The 18613-nt window shown below is 54.5% G+C and carries 18 protein-coding genes; 13 read left to right on the plus strand and 5 right to left on the minus strand.

Features of this window, described 5'->3' with window-relative positions; genetic code table 11:
• Positions 1 to 547, plus strand: a 547-nt coding sequence (locus D5S03_RS06115) for a nitroreductase family protein (protein ID WP_287043027.1), incomplete at its 5' end; no start/stop codon positions are given.
• Here D5S03_RS06115 and D5S03_RS06120 read toward each other — a convergent pair.
• Positions 534 to 986 carry a GNAT family N-acetyltransferase gene (locus D5S03_RS06120; RefSeq protein ID WP_287043029.1) on the minus strand — a complete coding sequence of 151 codons (453 nt, stop codon included), beginning with the start codon at positions 984 to 986 and terminating at the stop codon, positions 534 to 536. The genes D5S03_RS06115 and D5S03_RS06120 overlap by 14 nt on opposite strands.
• 808 nt (positions 987 to 1794) lie before the next feature.
• Here D5S03_RS06120 and D5S03_RS06125 point away from each other — a divergent pair.
• The 8 genes from D5S03_RS06125 to D5S03_RS06160 all read left to right on the plus strand — a co-directional run bounded on the left by D5S03_RS06125 (position 1795) and on the right by D5S03_RS06160 (position 8395).
• Complete coding sequence (locus tag D5S03_RS06125; RefSeq protein WP_008869927.1) at positions 1795 to 3051, plus strand: ammonium transporter AmtB; 1257 nt, start codon at positions 1795 to 1797, stop codon at positions 3049 to 3051.
• Between the two features lie 141 nt (positions 3052 to 3192).
• Positions 3193 to 3531 (plus strand): P-II family nitrogen regulator, encoded by a 339-nt coding sequence (locus tag D5S03_RS06130; protein ID WP_008869926.1) that lies wholly within the window; start codon positions 3193 to 3195, stop codon positions 3529 to 3531.
• 403 nt (positions 3532 to 3934) lie between these two features.
• Positions 3935 to 4630: a DUF1538 domain-containing protein gene (locus tag D5S03_RS06135; protein ID WP_008869925.1), complete on the plus strand. Its 696-nt coding sequence runs from the start codon at positions 3935 to 3937 to the stop codon at positions 4628 to 4630.
• Complete coding sequence (locus D5S03_RS06140; protein ID WP_008869924.1) at positions 4627 to 5358, plus strand: DUF1538 domain-containing protein; 732 nt, start codon at positions 4627 to 4629, stop codon at positions 5356 to 5358. Before D5S03_RS06135 ends, D5S03_RS06140 begins: the two co-directional genes overlap by 4 nt.
• 5 nt (positions 5359 to 5363) lie before the next feature.
• Positions 5364 to 5711 (plus strand): P-II family nitrogen regulator, encoded by a 348-nt coding sequence (locus D5S03_RS06145; RefSeq protein WP_008869923.1) that lies wholly within the window; start codon positions 5364 to 5366, stop codon positions 5709 to 5711.
• 399 nt (positions 5712 to 6110) lie between these two features.
• The gene (locus D5S03_RS06150; protein ID WP_008869922.1) at positions 6111 to 7454 is read left to right on the plus strand and encodes a glutamine synthetase family protein; all 1344 of its coding nucleotides are present in this window, start codon (positions 6111 to 6113) and stop codon (positions 7452 to 7454) included.
• A gap of 211 nt (positions 7455 to 7665) precedes the next feature.
• Complete coding sequence (locus D5S03_RS06155) at positions 7666 to 8034, plus strand: hypothetical protein (RefSeq protein WP_008869921.1); 369 nt, start codon at positions 7666 to 7668, stop codon at positions 8032 to 8034.
• Between the two features lie 4 nt (positions 8035 to 8038).
• Positions 8039 to 8395 carry a gamma-glutamylcyclotransferase family protein gene (locus tag D5S03_RS06160; protein ID WP_008869920.1) on the plus strand — a complete coding sequence of 119 codons (357 nt, stop codon included), beginning with the start codon at positions 8039 to 8041 and terminating at the stop codon, positions 8393 to 8395.
• A 4-nt stretch (positions 8396 to 8399) separates the two neighbouring features.
• Here D5S03_RS06160 and D5S03_RS06165 read toward each other — a convergent pair whose 3' ends face one another.
• The gene (locus D5S03_RS06165; RefSeq protein WP_008869919.1) at positions 8400 to 9497 is read right to left on the minus strand and encodes a GGDEF domain-containing protein; all 1098 of its coding nucleotides are present in this window, start codon (positions 9495 to 9497) and stop codon (positions 8400 to 8402) included.
• A 479-nt stretch (positions 9498 to 9976) separates the two neighbouring features.
• On the opposite strand from D5S03_RS06165, the gene D5S03_RS06170 reads away from it, so the two are divergent.
• The 3 genes from D5S03_RS06170 to D5S03_RS06180 are packed head-to-tail and all read left to right on the plus strand — an operon-like array spanning position 9977 to position 16033.
• Entirely contained in the window at positions 9977 to 11674 is a 1698-nt protein-coding gene (locus D5S03_RS06170) for a B12-binding domain-containing radical SAM protein (RefSeq protein ID WP_008869918.1), read from the plus strand.
• A gap of 18 nt (positions 11675 to 11692) precedes the next feature.
• A complete protein-coding gene (locus D5S03_RS06175) occupies positions 11693 to 12820 on the plus strand; it encodes an efflux RND transporter periplasmic adaptor subunit (protein WP_008869917.1) in 1128 nt (375 codons plus the stop codon).
• A gap of 12 nt (positions 12821 to 12832) precedes the next feature.
• A complete protein-coding gene (locus D5S03_RS06180; protein WP_008869916.1) occupies positions 12833 to 16033 on the plus strand; it encodes an efflux RND transporter permease subunit in 3201 nt (1066 codons plus the stop codon).
• Positions 16034 to 16222: 189 nt separating this feature from the next.
• Here the strand turns inward: D5S03_RS06180 and D5S03_RS06185 are convergent, their stop codons facing one another.
• The 3 genes from D5S03_RS06185 to D5S03_RS06195 form a co-directional block, all read right to left on the minus strand.
• Positions 16223 to 16537, minus strand: coding sequence for a hypothetical protein (locus D5S03_RS06185; RefSeq protein WP_008869915.1), 315 nt, complete (start codon positions 16535 to 16537; stop codon positions 16223 to 16225).
• 139 nt (positions 16538 to 16676) lie between these two features.
• Positions 16677 to 16988: an AzlD family protein gene (locus tag D5S03_RS06190; RefSeq protein ID WP_008869914.1), complete on the minus strand. Its 312-nt coding sequence runs from the start codon at positions 16986 to 16988 to the stop codon at positions 16677 to 16679.
• The gene (locus D5S03_RS06195) at positions 16981 to 17706 is read right to left on the minus strand and encodes an AzlC family ABC transporter permease (RefSeq protein ID WP_008869913.1); all 726 of its coding nucleotides are present in this window, start codon (positions 17704 to 17706) and stop codon (positions 16981 to 16983) included. Before D5S03_RS06195 ends, D5S03_RS06190 begins: the two co-directional genes overlap by 8 nt.
• 393 nt (positions 17707 to 18099) lie before the next feature.
• Here D5S03_RS06195 and D5S03_RS06200 point away from each other — a divergent pair, with 393 nt between their 5' ends.
• Complete coding sequence (locus tag D5S03_RS06200) at positions 18100 to 18573, plus strand: RT0821/Lpp0805 family surface protein (RefSeq protein WP_008869912.1); 474 nt, start codon at positions 18100 to 18102, stop codon at positions 18571 to 18573.
• Positions 18574 to 18613: the final 40 nt, after the last annotated feature.

The raw sequence follows: 18613 nt of genomic DNA on the forward strand, positions 1-18613 counted from the left end.
CTCCAGGGATGAAATCATGCAGCTTCTGGAGGCGGCCAGGCTGGCCCCTTCAGCCATGAACGCCCAGCCCTGGAGATTCAAGATAGTAGACGGCAGGGAAGACATCCAGTGGCTGTCGGGCTCCCCCACCCGGGGCCAGAAGTGGGTGGCCGGAGCAGGTGCGGTGCTCATCTGCTGCGCAGACATCACCCGGTTTCTGGAGGATGCCAGGGCAGCGGTACGTTTTCTGCGCGACAGCGCGGTTCTGCCCCCGGAAATGCAGGCCGGTGTGGAAGACTACGTGGAAAAGGCCCAAAGCGCCCCCACCGAGGTGCTGCGCGGGGCAGTTGGCATGAACTGCTCCATCGCCCTGACCCATATCATGCTCCGGGCCACTGAGATGGATCTGGGCACCTGCTGGATCGGCATGTACGATGAAGAGGCCCTGCGCCAGCGCTTCAACCTGCCGCAGCAGGCCGCAGTGATGGCCTTGCTGGCGGTGGGCCGGCCGGCTGAATCCCCAGAGCCCAGACCCAGAAAAGCCATGGAGGAGATCATCCTGGACTGAGACTTTTGACCATTTTGTAATCATCCATAACAAAGCCGCCGCCTATGTCCTGCACCACGGTCTCGGCGGCGGTAAATCCTTCTTGCCGGTAGAAGGCGATTGCTGCGTGGTTGTGCCTGTTCACGGTAAGCCATAAATCCTTGACCCCCATATCCCGGCAAAGCATCTCGGCAAATTCCAGAGTCTTTCTGCCCAGCCCGCACCGCCTTTTATCCTTTAGCACATATATTTTGCTCAGCTTGGCCGATGCCATTTCAGGATCGGGCTCCAGGGCCAGGTATCCGGAGTCCTCACCAGCGCTTACCACAAGGTAGTACACTGCCCCGTTTTGCAATTGGTCACTTATGGCCTCTGGACTCTGAAAATTTTTGAGCATGTACTCCACCTGCTCTGTACCTATGATGGGCGTGTAATGCTCCTGCCATATTTTTCGGGCCAACAAGGAAGTCCTTTTTATCTGTGCCTGGCTCTGTACCTTTTCAAAATTCTCAACCATCATACAACCTTTCACTTATTACGTGCACCATTCACCTGCTTAACCCTGGCAATCCAAACGTCTTGTAGCATATGCATAACTGCATTGTGGTTTTCAAACCATAAAAACCTTCCCATCCAACCAGGCAGTCTTAATTATGCCAAAAGCCTGCCGCCTGCAACCAGCCTTTCATAAAAATCCTGCCGGGATCACGCCGCACACAATCCTTTTTTTACAAAAAAGTATTATAGATATCACAGCGCCAGCACCTCACCTGCCTGCCCGCGAGCTGCACCCTTACCCATTTAAAGCCCTGTAAATACTGATTTTAATGAACCTGCCCCCATCAAAGCATCTCTGTTCCACCCTTTCTGCCAACTATTTTGCCTTACTTTGACTGCATTTTTTATACATCAAGGTCAACCGACAAACAACCATGCCCTGCTATGTTTACATTTTTGTACAGCAATCTTGTCACCTTTTTTTCCTTCAAGCAATAAAGTCCTGAATATACAAATACTTATCCAAAACGGCACTCATATTGCTTTAAACCAACATCAGCAGTTCTTTCTTTTATTTTTATACACAAAATTATCAACCAAGGGAGGAGGTCTATGCACACCCCGAGCCGGACAGGCAAAAAGATGTACTGACTCAGGCATCACTAAGTGACAGGAAGGCTTGCCCAGATTGAGTTTCGGGCAGAACTCGATCTATTTTACAAATTTGTTTTCATGTATTGACTGCCCAGCAATCAAAGGAGGATTAGCAAGTGGAAGGTTTATTGGAACTCAGTTATGCTCTGGATACGTTTTACTTTTTGCTGTCAGGGCTGTTGGTCATGTGGATGGCTGCTGGATTTACCATGCTTGAATCCGGCCTGGTCAGATCCAAGAACACCGTTGAGATCCTGACCAAGAATGTCGCACTGTACTCCATTGCCTGCATCATGTACATGCTGGTTGGCTACAATATTATGTACGGCGATGGCAGTTCGGTGATTCCGGGCATCAGCTTTCTTATAGGCGGTGACAACACCGTGGCCCAGGTGGTGGGCGGCGGAGACGATGCTCCCTACTACTCGGATATATCCGACTTTTTCTTTCAGGTGGTCTTTGTGGCCACGGCCATGTCCATCATATCCGGTGCTGTTGCAGAACGTATGAAGCTGTGGGCTTTTCTGCTCTTTGCAGTCATACTCACAGGCGTACTCTACCCGGTACACGGCTACTGGACCTGGGGTGGCGGATTTCTGGATGAACTGGGTTACGCTGACTACGCCGGCTCAGGCATTGTGCACATGGCCGGTGCCGCTGCAGCCCTGGCCGGGGTCATCCTGCTGGGTGCCAGAAAGGGCAAATACGGCCCCGGCGGAAAGGTAAACGCCATACCCGGTGCCAACATGCCCCTGGCAACACTGGGAACCTTTATTCTCTGGATGGGCTGGTTCGGCTTCAACGGCGGTTCCGAGCTCAAGGTATCGGATGTTGAGTCAGCCAACGCCGTGGCCATGGTTTTCGCCAATACCAATATCGCCGCAGCCTCAGGCTTAGTGGTGGCCCTCATTGTATCCAAACTCTGGTTCGGCAAGGCTGATCTGACCATGGCCCTAAACGGTGCCCTGGCCGGACTGGTGGCCATCACTGCCGAGCCCAGCCTGCCTCCCATGATCCTGGCTTCCTTTATCGGTGCTGTGGGTGGGGCAATAGTTGTTGGCTCAATCGTGGCTTTGGACAAGTTCCTCAAGATAGACGACCCTGTGGGTGCTATATCCGTGCACGGCGTAGTAGGTGTCTGGGGCATTCTGGCAGTGCTTCTCTCCAACCCTGACGCCACCATTGGCGGGCAGCTGGCTGGAATCGGCGTCATTTTCGCCTGGATGTTCGGCACAGCCTTTATAGTCTGGTATGCCATCAAGGCCATAATGGGTATCAGAGTAAGTGAGGAAGAAGAGTACGAGGGCCTGGATATGGCTGACTGCGGAATGACTGCCTACCCGGAATTCGTTGGCTCCAAGGGGACCAAATAGTACTGGCAGGGCACAAGCAGTGCTGATAAGCGGCACCCCGGACAGCTGGCGGGTGCCGCTACCCAGAGGACCTGAAAAAAAAATAGATAGAAGTTACCCACAATTATAAACCCTTAATACCGGCCTACAGGAGGAATACAAATGAAAAAACTGGAAATTATTACCCGGCCGTTCAAGGTTGAAGCAGTCAAAGAAGCACTGGCGGGTATGGGCATAAAAGGCATGACCCTCACCGACGTCAAGGGCTTCGGACGACAGATGGGGCACAAGGAGATATACCGCGGAGCGGAATACGACGTGGACTTTCTGCCCAAGGTGAAAATTGAAGTCATCCTGGATGATGCCAATGTGGACCAGGCCGTGGAGGCCGCCATAAAGGCGGCCAGGACCGACAAGGTGGGCGACGGCAAGATATTCGTCTACAGTGTGGAAAACGCCATCCGCATCAGGACCGGAGAGTCCGGAGACGAAGCCATCTGATTCAACCCTCAAGAACCCAAAGGCCCGGGCACTCGCTTATTTCGGTACTTCCCGGGCCTTCTGCCCGCCCCGGAAAATTTACAGGCCTTTTCCAGGTTGCAAAAAAAATGGATCCGGCCCCTCCTTAAATGACAATAAAGGAAAAGGCCTGTAAACCCTCACCATCTACTGTTCACCCCCCGGTCTCTTCAAATCGCCCTCTCGCTCCCTCTCTTCTTCCCTTCTTCTCCAGATACCGGTGCAAAACGTCCCTGAATAGCACTTCAGCGAAACTTACAAAATAGAATATCGTATCTCAATTGGGGACAGGCACCCCGCACCCCCATGCCCCATGCCCCATGCCTTCTTCCCTGTCCTGTATATTCCAGTTGAAAATATCCCTTCTTTAATGTAAAAAGAACCCATGACCAGTGAATTCAAGGAAGGACTTATTGAGGTAGTTCAGGCGGTGCTGCCCATAACCGCAGTGGTAATCCTGCTGCAGGTGCTGCTTATCTCCATGCCCTGGGAAGAATTCGCCCGTTTTCTCATCGGGGTCCTTTTCGTCATGTCCGGCCTGCTGCTCTTTCTGCAGGGAGTCAAGATAGGTCTTCTGCCCATGGGCGAAGCCATCGGCGCAGAGCTGCCCAAGCACGGCTCGCTTATCTTTCTTCTCTTTTTCGCCTTCATTCTGGGCTATGCCGTAACCATGGCCGAACCCGATGTATGGGTCCTGGCCGGATATGTGGACACGGTCTCCGAAGGAATGGTCAGCCGGTACATCCTGGTGCTTTTCGTGGCTCTGGGAGTGGCCATTTTCGTCACCCTGGCCATGCTGCGTATTGTTTTAAACATACCCATCGCCTATATCTTCGCCGGTGGATACACTCTGATCCTGATTCTGTCCTACTTCACCCCTACTGATTTTGTGCCCATTTCCTTCGATGCCGGAGGGGTGACCACAGGACCGGTTACAGTGCCTTTTATCCTGGCTCTGGGCCTGGGTGTTACGGCTGTTCTTGGAGGAAAATCCTCCTTTAATGACGGTTTCGGACTAATCGGCCTGGCCTCCATTGGACCTGTTTTAAGCGTTATGATTCTGGGGATAATTTACTCATGACCTCGCTTATCCTTGAATTTCTGGACGTAAGTCATGTCCTGGTCAATGTGCTCATGGCTGTTGGCCCGCTTCTGGCTTTTTTTATATTTTTTCAGTTCGCCTATCTCCAACTGGACCGCCAGTATGTCATCAACCTGTTCAAAGGTGTTGTGCTGGCCATTGCCGGACTGACCCTTTTTCTTCAGGGTGTGGAGGTCGGCTTTATGCCGGTGGGCGCTGAGATGGGCGAGATAATGAACAACTTTGAAAACCTCTGGATCCTGATCCCCATCGGATTTGTCCTGGGCCTGGTAGCCACTATTGCCGAGCCAGCAGTCCGTATCCTGTGCTACAATGTCGAAAGGGCCTCCGCCGGCAGTCTGGGCCAGATGTTTATGCTCATAACCCTTTCCCTGGGAGTGGGTGTCTTTGTGGCCATGGGCATGGGTAAAATCATTTTCGGGTTTTCCATCTACTACATCCTGCTGCCCGGCTATATTCTGGCCCTTTTAATGATGAAGCTGAGCGAGCAGTCCTTTATATCCATTGCCTTTGACGCCGGGGGCGTGGCCACCGGTCCCATGACGGTGACTTTTGTAATGGCCATCGCTCTGGGTCTTGCCGAAGCCATGGAAGGCAGAAGCGCCATACACGATGGTTTCGGCCTCATTGCCCTGGTGGCTCTGGCCCCCATCTTATCAGTAATGACCGTGGGAGTATTTCTAAACCTAAAGACCAGGAGGAAATGACCGGCATGGATAATTTTGATCTCATAGTCACTATTGTAAACAAAAATACAAGCGAACCCCTGATCAAGGCCTCCAAAAAAGCCGGGGCAGAAGGCGGCACCATTATCTACGGCCGCGGTACAGGTATCCGGGAAACCAAGACATTGCTGGGCATACCCATCCAGCCGGAAAAAGAAATCATTCTGACCATAGTTTCCCAGGACATCTCAGAAAAAGTGCATCAGGCTATCATGGACGCCGGCCACTTAGACAAGCCCGGGGCAGGCATATCCTTTGTTGTGGAGCTCAAAAAAGTATCCGGAATATGTCACCTGTGCACTCTGGACCAGGCCCCGGACAAGCAGGAGGACTGAGCCGGGTTCGCCGGCAGCACTTTTCCCGGGCAATGCTTTTGTTTGCCCACAAGAGTACTGTGCCGCGGGCAGGGCATTTCTTGCATGGCCTGCCTCCCTGGTGTGCTACGCAGCACATTCATGTTCAAACCTTTTTCCAGCCCTCCCCCTTTTTGAGAAAAAACTCTGTCTCCTGTTTGCAAAAACCTTCAACTCCTCTTTTTTGACAAAATTGCAAACCAGCCCCTGCAATACACCCCCGCACCTTACAAAACTGTAAACACCTGTACCCCCAGCCTGGGCACCTCTGCCCCCTTCCACACATAACACTTCGAAATAAAAGAACAAAAATTACTTGGCCCGAATAATGTAATATCACGGGGAAAGCTTAATGCAAAACACTATTTAAGGAGGCACAAAATGGATGTACCAGTTTTTAATTGCAAAAATCCCGATGATGTTATCAAGGCGGTCAAGGAGTATGATGTAAGCTTTATCCAGTTCTGGTTTGTGGATGTTCTGGGGACACTCAAGAGTTTTCAGGTCACCCCCAGCGAGCTGGATGCAGCATTTGACGAGGGCATGGGCTTTGACGGATCATCTATCGAGGGCTTTTCCAGGATACACGAAAGCGACATGGTAGCCATCCCGGATCCCTGCACCTTTCAGATGGTCTCCTGGCGTCCCGCGGAAAAGCCCGTGGCCCGGATGTTCTGCGACATCAAAAACCCGGACCTTACTCCTTATGAGGGAGACAGCCGCTATGTCCTGAAAAGAGTTCTCAAGAGAGCTGCAGAAAAGGGTTACGACTTTTTTGTCGGTCCCGAGCTCGAGTTTTTCCTTTTCGAGGACTCCACCGCTCCCAAGGGGATAGATGTGGGCGGATACTTCGACGCACCTCCCCTGGACCGGGCCAACGACATCCGCAGGGATATCATATTCGCCCTGAACAAGATGGGTATCCAGGTGGAATACAGCCATCACGAGGTGGCCCCCAGTCAGCACGAAATCGACCTGCGCTACCAGGAGGCCCTGAAGATGGCTGATCAGGCCATAACCTACCGGGTTATCGTCAAGGAGATCGCCCGCAAGCACGGCTGCTACGCCACTTTCATGCCCAAGCCCCTGTTCGGGGAAAACGGAAGCGGCATGCATGTGCACCAGTCGCTTTTCAAAAACGGCAAAAACGCCTTTTATGATCCCAAAGGTGAGTTCAACCTGAGCTCCGACGGCAAGAGCTATATTGCCGGCCTGTTAACCCACGCCAAGGAACTTACAGCCGTGTGCAACCAGTGGGTCAACTCCTACAAAAGGCTGGTTCCCGGATATGAGGCCCCGGTATACGTGGCCTGGGCCAGGCGCAACCGTTCCTCCCTGGTAAGGGTGCCCATGTACAAGCCGGGCAAGGAAGAGGCCACCCGCGTAGAGCTTCGCTCCCCGGACCCGGCCTGCAACCTGTACCTGGCTTTCGCCTCCATGCTGGCCGCCGGACTGGAAGGCATGGAAGCAGGCTACTCCCTGCCCGCGCCGGTGGAAGAGGACATCTTTGAAATGAACGTCCAGGAGAGGGCCAAACACGGCATCGACAGCCTGCCCGGCAGCCTGCACGAAGCTGTAAACGAGCTGTCCAAGAGTTCAGTCATCCGCGAGGCCCTGGGTGATCATATCTTCAACAAGTTTGTTGAAAACAAGATCATCGAATGGGACAATTACCGCATTCAGATCACCGAGTACGAGTTGAATAAATATCTGCCGGTATTGTAAATCTGCATAAATACCTCTGCAACCTCCAAACCCCTGTACACCCTGTGGGCCGCAGCATCCCGTCCCACCTCACCAGGCAAACACCCCGGCCCACAGGGATACAGGACACGTTGCAGCCGAAAGACAACAGAAGACCACGCTGGTCATGCTGTAAAGCCTGGCAGGAAATGGTGGCAAAAAGAAAAATCACACAGTCTTTAGGGAGGCAGACATGCCATACAACTGGGGACCCAATTTCATTGTACCTACAGATGTCCTGGAGAGCTATTCAGGCAAGGTTCTTCTACGCGAAGACCTGGACAAGGAACTCTTGCGCCAGGAGTTATCGGAACTGGGCATTCAGGGCTCAGTGGTCCAGATAGCCAACCCCTGGTACTTTCGCAAGAAGGGGCACAACTCCTGGATAAAGATAGGCGAATCCAGAGACGAAGCCGGCAATTTTCCGGTCCGCTGGGACACAACCCACCTGGAAAACGGACGCTACGAGGTCATGGGCTTTATGCATGTCTATGTGGAGAAGGAAGGAATACAGACAGTGATAGCCCGGAGCAATACAGTGGAAATCAGCATAGAGAACTGAGTTTATGGAATACGTATTCGTATACGGCACGTTAAGGAAGGGCTGCTCCAACCATCACCTGCTTAAAGACGCCAGGGATATTGGGCCGGCCAGAACCAGTGAAGACTATGCCCTTTACGTTCACGATTACCCTTATACAGTCAAAAGCGAAGCGGTAGGCCCCATCCGAGGAGAGGTCTACCTGGTGGACGGTCGCGGCCTGGACAGGCTGGACAGGCTGGAAAACCATCCCCACTGGTATGTACGCGAAAAAAAGCCTGTGCAACTGGATGAAGGCCGGGAGGTACAGGCCTGGATCTACTTCTTCCCGGAACCCAGGGGACACTTGGTAAAAAGCGGGGACTTCGTGTATATGTCCTGAGGGGTTAAGCTTCGGCCACAATCAGATTACGCCCGGATGATTTTGCTTTGTAAAGCAGGTTGTCGGCCCTGGAAAGGACAGTATCGACACTGTCCTTCTCCCTTAGTTCCGTTACCCCGAAAGACATGGTAAGATTAATGCCGGCCACCTGTCTTGAAGCAATCGCACAGCGACAGCGCTCAGCCAGTTCCTTTGCTTCCTGCATATCAATCTCCGGGGCGACTATGAGAAACTCCTCTCCCCCCCAACGGGCCACCAGATCCGTCTCCCGCAAAGAGTTTCGAAGTATCCGGCCCAGTTCCACAAGCACCATGTCCCCTCTGCTATGTCCATATTTGTCATTGACCTGCTTGAATAAGTCCACATCGGCCATAATTACCGAGACTTTCCTGCCATATCGCCTGTTAGCGTAGGCCTGCTTTTCCAGAAAATCTTCCGCCGCCCTGCGGTTGGCCAGGCCTGTAAGCATGTCGGTAGAGGCCAGTTCCTGCAGGGAGTTGTTCCAGATCAGAGCGTCACGGTACTTGTCGCGCAAAGTTGTTGCTGCGGCCGCCAGCCCCAGCAGCAGTCCCAGAAAAAGATGTATCCTGGCCAAGTATATGAGCGCCTGCCCGGAAACTTCCTGATCCTGCAGTTCCCCGGCTATACCAGTTGCGGCAATGCTTATGGAGGCAAGAATAACCAGTGTGCCGGCAATAATTCCTTTCTTGTGGTCCAGCATAACGAATCCGCCCACGATGAGAACGCCCACGGACCAGTAGTGCCCTCCAGCCAGCATCAGCAGGTGATCGTCCAGCTCGCCCCCCAAATGAAAGTGCCAGGCCAGACGGCCCAAAATCATTGCTGACACGGCTGTGAACATGACCGCTTCCAGCTGCTGCAGGGGAAAGCTCCGCCGCCAGACAAAAAAAAGCATCAAAGCCAGCACCAGCGCGAAAAATGGGTACAGCACCAGGATAAAAAGGTCGTCAGGCTCCCGGATAATCCAGCTCAGCAGAAAAATGAGCACGCCACAGGCCAGGGCCACCATATAGGCCAGCCGCTTTCTTTTTTCCAGGCGCTCCATCTCCCTCTGGGCCTGGTTTTTTACTTCCTCCGGCATGTTATCCTTCCGGCGGTTGTTGGACAATTTGCAGTAACATCTTCAAGTGTATAACTTGGGCAACGCTGGTTGACAAGCCCATATATCTTGGTACTATATCGTGATAAAATACAGGGATAACACTACAGCGAAACTTATTTATTGAACTCCGGGGACAGTACCGCACTTATTTTTCCAACGCCAACAGCTGAAAATTGTTCATCAGAAAAAATAAGTGCGGTACTGTCCCCGGGCCGATTGAGGCATCCCCTGAATGGTTACAAGTAACAAAATTTGACTGGGATAAAGGCAGCTCACCTAAGAACGTTGAGTAACCATTAGAGCATGACCATAATCATAGCTCGTCAGGATGGCCAACCTTCTATCCTGCCTTCATGGATAATTTTTTTTCGTGAAAGCTGATCACTTGCTCTGCACGCAAAGTTTAGCTGTAGTGTTATGTATTTCGGATTTTGGATTAAGGGATCAGGACTGCCTTTATGAAAATTATGCTCATATATCCCCGCTGCCTGGAGCCCAGGTCCCATGAGCTCTTTAGCGAAGACGCCGGCGTGACCCCCATCGGGCTTTATTATCTCGGAGCGCTTTTGAAATCCCGGGGGCACCAGGTGGAAATCCTCAACTGGTACCAGCTGGAGCAGACTGACCGGGATATCCGGGACATGCTTCTGGAAAAAAATCCGGACCTGGTGGGATTTTCCATTGTAAATGCCAACCGCCTGGGAGCAACAGACACAGCCGCCCTGGTCAAGGAGATCCTTCCCGGAACCGTAACCGTTCTGGGAGGCATAGGGGCCACTTTTCTATGGGAGCATCTGCTTAAGCATTACCCCCAGATAGATTACGTCCTCCTGGGAGAAGGCGAATTTTCCCTGCTCCAGCTGGTATCCAGGCTGGAAAGCAGGGACCATAGCAACCTGGAAGACCTCAAGGGCCTGGCTTTCAGGCGGGGAGAAGAGACCGTGTGCACCGGTTTTCCGGAACCCATCCAGGACCTGGACCAGCTGCCCTCTCCAGCCAGGTATTTCACCTTCCAGCACCTGGTCTCCTCCCGGGGCTGTCCCTCCAACTGCTCCTTCTGCGGGTCCCCGGAGTTCTGGGGACGCAAGGTCAGGTTTCACTCCCCGGCATACTTCGTGGACATGCTCCAGGAGCTTTACAAAAAAGGCGTAACCTTTTTCTTTTTCTCCGACGACACCTTCACCCTGAAACCGGAGCGGGTCATTGAGATCTGCCGGCTGATAATAAACCGGGGGCTTAAAATTTCCTGGTTCGCCATTTCCCGGGTGAACTGCGTGGATGAAGAAATGCTCACCTGGATGCGCAGGGCCGGATGCATCCAGATAAGCTACGGCATCGAAAGCGGTTCTCCGAAAATCAGAAAAGCTCTGAACAAAAAAACAGGCAATCAGGAGATTCAGACTGCCTTTGAGCAGACTGTGGCCTGCGGCATCCTGGCCCGGGCCTACTTCATCTACGGCTCCCCGGGTGAGACCCGTGAAACCATCCGGGAAAGCATGGACTTAATGGAGCGTATAAAGCCCTTGAGCGCTGTTTTTTATATCTTAGAGATGTTTCCGGGCACTGCCCTGTACCGGGAGCTTCAGCAAAAAAGCACACTGACCGATGATTTCTGGCTGGAAAAAGTGGAGCACATCAAATATTTTGAAACCGATCCCTACATGACCCCGGAAATGGTCCTGGAGTTCGGGCGGATGCTTCGCACCTGCTACTACCAGACCCTGCCCCGGGCCGCCCGGGAGATAAAGCTAAAAGACGAGCCCGGGCTTTATCCCCTGCATGCGGATTTTCTGTCCAGGCTGGGCATGACCTTCAGCCATGGTGACTATTCAGCTATCCAGGAAATCCCGGACAAAGAAAAGACAGCCGAACTTCTGTTTGAAAAATCCCTTGCCTGGTACCCCAATGAAAGGGCATATCTGGGACTTAGCATAATCAGACAGAAACAGGGCAGACACAGGCAGGCCTACCAGTGCCTCGGCCAGGGCCTGAAACATTTCCCCGGCAGTGAAAACCTGGCAGCCTGCCAGTGCATAAGCTGCATGAACCTGGGCCTGTTCCAGGAAGCCCTGGAACATACAGACAGATTCCCGGACTCCTCCCAGATGCAGCAGTTCCGGCAGGCCTGCGTCCAGGCCCTGGCGGGCAGAACATAGGCATACAGGAACACCTGCATGAAAACAGTTCCAGGATTACGGAAAAAGAACTCTTTTGTGAGCCTGGCCTTCCTGGCAGCCCTGACTCTTTTGTCCTGGCCTGGCCTGGACCTGAATACGCCCGCCGCCCAGGAGCCGGACGTCTTTGAGGCCAAAAAATTCCAGGTGACCAACTACTACCAGGCAGCAGGGACCATCCGCCCCTGGCAGGAACCGGTTCTAAGCGCCCAGGTGCAGGCCAGGGTCAAAGAAGTCCTGGTGGCTCCCGGGGATATGGTAGAGTCCGGGGACCTCTTGATACGCTTAGAACAGGATGAATTCAAAAGCAGGCTGGAGCAGGCCCGCCTGGATCTCGAGGGTGCACAAGCCTCCATCCAGCGCATCCGCCGGGAGATAGACGAGGCCGGAGCCCTTCTGGAGGAGACCGGGCCGCAGTTTGAGCGCATGAAACGCCTGCACGGACAGGACGTGGCCACCCAGCAGGAGCTGGACCAGGCCGCATCAAAGTATTTCCAGGCCAGGGCCGGGCATGAGCAGGCTTTGATGGCTCTTCAGGAGGCCGCATATTCCAGGGACGCCCTGCAGGAAAAAATAAGTGAACTCCAGGTGGTCCTGGACTACACCAGCATCCGGGCCCCGGCCCGGGCCCAGGTGGTGCGCAAAATGGTCGATGCAGGCGACCTGGCCGCCCCGGACAAACCTTTGCTAAAACTTCAGACCAGGCACCTCCTGCGCCTGGAGGCCCATGTGCCGGAACGGCTGATTTCCCGGGTCAGCCTGGGGGACGTATTCGATATCCGGGTGGATGCCCTGGATAAAAAAATCTCCGGCCGGGCCGCCGAGATTGATCCGGCTGCCGATGCGGATTCACGCAGCTTTCTGGTCAAGCTGGGCATCGAGGCCGGCCCGGACCTTTACCCCGGCATGTTTGCCCGCATGCTTATCCCTGTGGAGACTGAAGAGATGTTGATGGTGCCTGAAAGCGCCGTACGCATGATCGGCCAGCTGGCAACCGTGCAGGTGGTTGAAAACCAGCAGAAGCAGACCAGGCACGTGCGCCTGGGACGCACTGTGAATCAACGGGTGGAAGTGCTTTCCGGGTTGTCCGCCGGGGAAAAAGTCAAGCTGCAGCACCTGAGTCCATAACCCTGGAAATTTATGCCCAGTCCTCCGGATAATTCCAGAATCGCCTCCTTTGTAGGGCCGTTTTTATCCTCCTATCCGGCTCCTATCCTTCTTTTCCTGGCCCTGGCCCTGGGCGCTTTGGCCATCACCGTCACTCCGCGCGAAGAAGAGCCCCAGATAGTGGTTCCCATGGCCGACGTCATCGTGGATGTCCCGGGTGCCGGCCCCGGAGAGGTGGAAAAACTGGTGGCTACCCGCCTGGAAGAGCTTTTATGGCAGGTGCAGGGAGTAGAATACGTCTACTCCACTTCCAGGAGGGACCAGGCCGTGGTCACGGTACGTTTTTTCGTGGGCCAGGACCTGGAAGACGCCCTGGTCAGACTGCACAACCAGATCATCATGCACCAGGACCAGGTCCCGTCCATGGTCCAGGATTGGATTGTAAAGCCGGTAAGCATTGATGATGTTCCCATTTTGAACCTGACCCTGTTTTCTAATGAGAGAAGTGACTATGAACTAAGGCGCATCGGCAGCGAACTCCTGGCCAGACTCTCTGAGGTGGAAAACGTCTCCCGTTCGCAGATTTTCGGCGGGCGTCCAAGGCAGGTGCAGGTGGAGATGGACCCCCAGGCCATGTCCGGGCGGGGGATCTCGCCTGTGCACATCCAGAAGGCCCTGGAAGAGGCCGACTTTGCCCGGACCCTGGGGGACTTTTCCCGGGATAATCTGCAATTCCAGGTCCTGGGGGATGCGCATCTAAGGACCGCTCAGCAGGTGCAGAGGCTGGTGGTGGGCATGCATGAGGACCGCCCGGTTTACTTAGAGGACGTGGCCCGGGTGCGCGACGGACCGGCCGAGCCTGAGAGCTACACCAGACTGGGCATGTCCGGGAGCTACATGCAGGAAAAGGGCCTGGTCGGACCTTTTTCCATGCCTGCCGTGACCCTGGCCCTGGCCAAAAAGCAGGGCACCAATGCCGTGCAGGTGGCTGACAGTATCCTGGAGCGGATGCAAAAACTTGAAGGGCTTATCCTGCCGGAAGACGTAGAGGTGGAAGTCACCCGCAACTACGGCCGCACCGCCCAGGAAAAGGTCAGCGAACTCTTCAGGTCCCTTTTCTTCGCCGTGGCCACTGTGGTCCTGGTGCTCACCCTGACCCTGGGCTGGAGACCGGCCCTGGTGGTGGGCCTGGCCATCCCGGTGAGCTTTTCCCTGGCCCTTTTCGGCAGTTATCTTCTGGGATACACCATCAACAGAGTCACCCTGTTCGCCCTTATCCTGTCCCTGGGGCTGGTGGTGGATGATCCCATCACCAACGTGGACAATGTCAAGCGCCACATGGGCCTGGGGGGCAAAAGCCCCGGAAATGCCGTCCTGGCCGGGGTCAGCGAGGTGGTGGTGCCGGTGGTCATGTCCACCCTGGCCATAATCGCCTGCTTTCTGCCCCTGTTCTTCATTACCGGCATGATGGGTCCCTACATGGCTCCCATGGCCGCCAATGTCCCCATGACTGTGATTTTCTCCACCCTGTGCGCCGTGACCATAGTGCCCTGGCTCTGTCACCGTTTCCTGAGCCGCCCGGGGATTAAAAAAGGCGGTACTGGTCAGCAGGGGGTGCCGCACTGGATAATGAAAGGCTACCGCGGCCTCATGACACCCTTTTTGCAATCCAGGTGGATGCGCCGGGGGCTTTTTTTGCTGGTCACAGTCCTGATCCTGGCGGCCCTGGCCCTGGTCCTGCTGCGCATGGTGCCTTTGAAGATGCTCCCCTTCGACAACAAGGATGAATTCCAGGTGGTTATAAATATGCCCGAGGGGACCACGCTGGAACATACCGATGCCGTGGTCCGCGACTTTGAGGACTATCTCTCCCGGGTGCCGGAAATCACTACCTATACCACCTACACCGGCAAGGCCTCACCCATGGACTTCAATGCCATGGTCAGGGGATATTATGCCCGACAGGACCCTCACCAGGCGGATATCCGCATCAATCTCAAGCCCAGGCAGAAGCGCGACAAGTCAAGTCACACCCTGGTTCTCTCCCTGCGCCGGGACCTGGAGGACCTGGCCCGCAAACACGGGGCCGCCATGGAACTGGTGGAAGTCCCGCCGGGACCACCGGTCATGGCCACCATAGCGGCGGAAGTCTATCCGGACCCGGACCGGACCTATGCCGAGACCATAGATGCGGCCCGGCATGTCCAAAACATCATGATCCAGGAAGAATTTGTCCGGGACGTGGACATAAGCGCACAGGCCAGGCATAAGAGACTGGATTTCGTTCTGGACCGGGAAAAGGCCTCCCTGCACGGCCTTGATGCCCGGGACGTGCTTGGAGCCCTGGGGCTTTACATCGGCGGGTCAAAGCCTGCTGCCCTGCACAGCCCCTATGAACGCGAGACCGTGCACATCCGCATGAAGCTTCCCTTAGAAAAACGCTCCGGCATCAACAACCTGCAGCAGCTGCACGTCATTGCCGGAAACGGCAGCGCAGTTGCCCTGAAGGAATTAGGCAGGTTTGAAAAAAAACCGGTGGAGCAGCCCATCCTGCACAAAAACCTGCGCCGTGTGGTTTATGTAACCGCTGAGATGGCCGGGCAGCCTCCGGGGGAGGCGGTTTTGGACATGAAATCCAGGCTCAGTGAAGACCCGCTGCCCCAGGGGTTCAGCGTACAATGGAGGGGCGAAGGCGAATGGAAGATCACCATAGACGTGTTCCGGGACCTGGGCCTGGCCTTCGGATTCGCCCTGCTGGCCATTTATGTCCTGCTGATATTGCAGACCGGGTCCCTGAGCCTGCCCCTTTTGATCATGTCCGCCATCCCCCTGACCTTGACCGGGATCATGCCCGGCTTCTTTCTGCTCAACCTCATCACCGGCAAGGAGGTGGACGGATTTGCCGACCCGGTCTTTTTTACAGCCACGGCCATGATCGGTATGATCGCCCTGGGGGGGATAGTTATCCGCAACTCCCTGGTCCTGATAGACTTTATCCGCTCCGCCCTGAATCGGGGGGAGGACCTCAAAGAGGCCATCCTGCAAAGCGGTGCCGTAAGGCTGAGACCCATCGTGCTCACGGCCCTGACCACGGCCATAGGGGTCTGGCCCATCACCCTGGACCCGGTCTTTTCCGGGCTGGCCTGGGCCCTTATCTTCGGGCTCATATCCTCCACGGTGTTCACCCTGGTCCTGGTCCCGGTGACCTTTTACCTGCTTTACCGGGAAAAATAGCTCAGGATTGTAAGCATTCAGGGGGTACTCAGTTGTAGTTCATTGTACTCACGCCTTTGGCGTGACTGGGGACTGTCCCCGCTAAGTACTATCTAAGCAGGCTCACACAACTTTGTGCTTTGTCATATTTTATTCGTGCAGGAAAGGTGTCGCGGGGACTGTCCCCTGGCCGGCTCCCTGAATGGTTACTCAGGATTTATTTTCCAGGTTTTCCAGGCGCTTCATGAGATCCTGCACCACAGGCACATCTTCCAGGTTGACATTATTGAAAAACTCGCCTGATCCCTTGCAGTTTTTGCACTTCATCTCCCGGGGCTCGTAGCGTCCGAAACTCAGAAGGCCCTTTTCAATCAAAAGCTGGTTGTAGTCCTGCTTGCTCAGGTTCTTGAGGTAGTCCTCCCCTACTTCTTCAATAAGTTCCGTCCAGAGGGGATTTTCAACTTTACCGTGTCCATGGCACTTGTCACAGGTGGCGATCTTTTGAATCAGGTAGCGCTCGTTCATGTCTAACTCTCCCTTTTGATTTTATTGAGTTCAGCCTTATTCCCTGGCCAGAAAGCCTGTGGCGGGGACAAATTTCTATAATAACCTCCGGAAGTCAAATCAAATCTGCAGCAGATCAAAAGTTAAGTGAGAAACGCCCTTAGAATACAAAGGCTCTAAGCGCGGATACGCATAAAAGCCCGGCCAGAAGAGAGAGCAGGAGATTGCGGGTGCAGGCTGCGGCAGCCACGGTGACAGCTGCGGAAATAAACTCGGCCGGACCCTTGTCCGCCAGGCTGGGGACGATTATGGCCACCAGGATGGAGGCCGGGACATGATTTAAAAAGGCCCTGACCCGCGGGGTCGGTGTAATCCTGCTGACTACGAAAAGCCCGCCGGCCCGGGTAAAATAGGTGACCAGGGTCATGAGCAAAATGGTGACGGCAAAAAGCAGATCAAAGTTTTCAAGCATCCCTCAATGCTCCCACAATCCCTCCGGCCAGACCTCCCAGAATAATATACCATTTTCCCGGGAAGAGCATGAAGGCAATCCAGGCGACTGCTCCGGCCACCAGCCATACCGGAATCTGGGATCTGCCCCTCCAGAAGAAGATGAGCAGGGCGATGAATACCGCGGTAAAGGCAAAATCCAGGCCCAGTACTGCCGGATCTGCAAAATATCTGTCCACAAGGGAGGACATGGTGGCCCCGACCCCGGTGGAAGCGTTCCAGAACATATAGATGCAAAGTCCCGCCCCCAGGAGAAAGCCGGCGTCTTTTTTGCCTTCGGCCATTTCCCTGACCGACAGGGCCCAGGATTCATCTGTCATGAAAAAAACGCTAAGATAAGATCTGGACGGGGGCAGACGCACCAGCCAGTCCCGCATGGCCGCCCCCATGAGCAGGTGCCTGAGATTGACGGCCAGGGTCGTGGCTGTAATGGCCAGGACAGGCAGGTGGGCAGACCAGAGCTCCAGGGCCATGAGCTGGGAGGCCCCGGCAAAAACAGTCAGGCTCATGATCTGGGCCTGCAGTGGAGACATGCCCGCCTGCACCGCCAGCACTCCAAAGACCAGGCCGTAGGCAAAAACCCCCAACCCCAGTGGAATACACTTCATGAACCCCCGGGCCATGCCCCTGCGGGTGAGTACAACCGGTTCTTTATATGTTGTCTGGTCAGAGTCGTGCATCAGCTGTCCTGAAGGATTGCAAAAGAAAACTCTATCGCCCCAGGGAGGCGATAGAGTAACTGCTGTTTATCTTTGCCCAGGCAGGCGGCAATGTCAATGCACCCATTGTCAGGCAGGCATTATCTGTCCCTGCCAGTCCTGACCTGCAGCGCCTGATCCACATCATTCTGTCCGGCATGATTTTTATCTTTTCAGCAAAAAAGCTAATCACCCCGGGAATTATTAGCAATCTCCAGAACAACAGGCCACATTGGCACATGTAGCGCTTTTGCCCGCATACCCATGACCCGGCTTCCTGGATGGTGCCTGTTTACATGGCCTTCAGACGTATTATTTTTTTGTGGCGTGGATAATGCATGCATTTAATTCAAAAAAATATTCTGGAGGAAAGCTATGCGCACCATAATTTACTTGGCAGTCGTTCTGGCAGCTCTGGCCTTGATCGCCGGCTGCGGAGGACAGAAGCACACTGTGGGCGGAGCCGGCCTGGGAGGCATAGGAGGCGGCGTAATCGGCTCACAGATAGGCAGCGGCACCGGGCAGACTGCTGCAATCATCGGCGGTACCCTTGCAGGCGCGGCCCTGGGCGGATATGTAGGGAGCTACCTGGACCGCATGGACGAAATGGACCAGCAGAAAATGGGTCAGACCCTGGAAACCAAGCCTGACGGAGAAACATCCCAGTGGGAAAACCCCAATACCGACATATCCCACGAAGTAACCCCCAAGGAAACCTATAAAGGCGACGAGGGACAGTACTGCCGGGAATTCACCACTGAAGCCGACATAGGCGGCGAAGAAAAAACATTGTATGGTACCGCCTGCAGGCAGCCCGATGGAACCTGGGAAATCGTGCAGATGGACTGATCAGCCCATAGCGATCCTTTCGGACAACCCCGGCCGGAGA

It is taken from the genome of Desulfonatronospira sp. MSAO_Bac3 (assembly GCF_003838035.1).
Lineage (GTDB): Bacteria > Desulfobacterota > Desulfovibrionia > Desulfovibrionales > Desulfonatronovibrionaceae > Desulfonatronospira > Desulfonatronospira thiodismutans.

Excerpts from the sequence above, each read along its gene's own strand:
- D5S03_RS06175 (WP_008869917.1), top strand. The coding sequence starts at position 11,693 with ATGAAAACAGTTCCAGGATTACGGAAAAAGAACTCTTTTGTGAGCCTG.
- D5S03_RS06200 (WP_008869912.1), top strand. The coding sequence starts at position 18,100 with ATGCGCACCATAATTTACTTGGCAGTCGTTCTGGCAGCTCTGGCCTTG.
- D5S03_RS06145 (WP_008869923.1), top strand. The coding sequence starts at position 5,364 with ATGGATAATTTTGATCTCATAGTCACTATTGTAAACAAAAATACAAGC.
- D5S03_RS06165 (WP_008869919.1), bottom strand. The coding sequence starts at position 9,497 with ATGCCGGAGGAAGTAAAAAACCAGGCCCAGAGGGAGATGGAGCGCCTG.
- D5S03_RS06160 (WP_008869920.1), top strand. The coding sequence starts at position 8,039 with ATGGAATACGTATTCGTATACGGCACGTTAAGGAAGGGCTGCTCCAAC.
- D5S03_RS06155 (WP_008869921.1), top strand. The coding sequence starts at position 7,666 with ATGCCATACAACTGGGGACCCAATTTCATTGTACCTACAGATGTCCTG.
- D5S03_RS06130 (WP_008869926.1), top strand. The coding sequence starts at position 3,193 with ATGAAAAAACTGGAAATTATTACCCGGCCGTTCAAGGTTGAAGCAGTC.
- D5S03_RS06140 (WP_008869924.1), top strand. The coding sequence starts at position 4,627 with ATGACCTCGCTTATCCTTGAATTTCTGGACGTAAGTCATGTCCTGGTC.
- D5S03_RS06150 (WP_008869922.1), top strand. The coding sequence starts at position 6,111 with ATGGATGTACCAGTTTTTAATTGCAAAAATCCCGATGATGTTATCAAG.
- D5S03_RS06195 (WP_008869913.1), bottom strand. The coding sequence starts at position 17,706 with ATGCACGACTCTGACCAGACAACATATAAAGAACCGGTTGTACTCACC.
- D5S03_RS06190 (WP_008869914.1), bottom strand. The coding sequence starts at position 16,988 with ATGCTTGAAAACTTTGATCTGCTTTTTGCCGTCACCATTTTGCTCATG.
- D5S03_RS06170 (WP_008869918.1), top strand. The coding sequence starts at position 9,977 with ATGAAAATTATGCTCATATATCCCCGCTGCCTGGAGCCCAGGTCCCAT.
- D5S03_RS06180 (WP_008869916.1), top strand. The coding sequence starts at position 12,833 with ATGCCCAGTCCTCCGGATAATTCCAGAATCGCCTCCTTTGTAGGGCCG.
- D5S03_RS06135 (WP_008869925.1), top strand. The coding sequence starts at position 3,935 with ATGACCAGTGAATTCAAGGAAGGACTTATTGAGGTAGTTCAGGCGGTG.
- D5S03_RS06185 (WP_008869915.1), bottom strand. The coding sequence starts at position 16,537 with ATGAACGAGCGCTACCTGATTCAAAAGATCGCCACCTGTGACAAGTGC.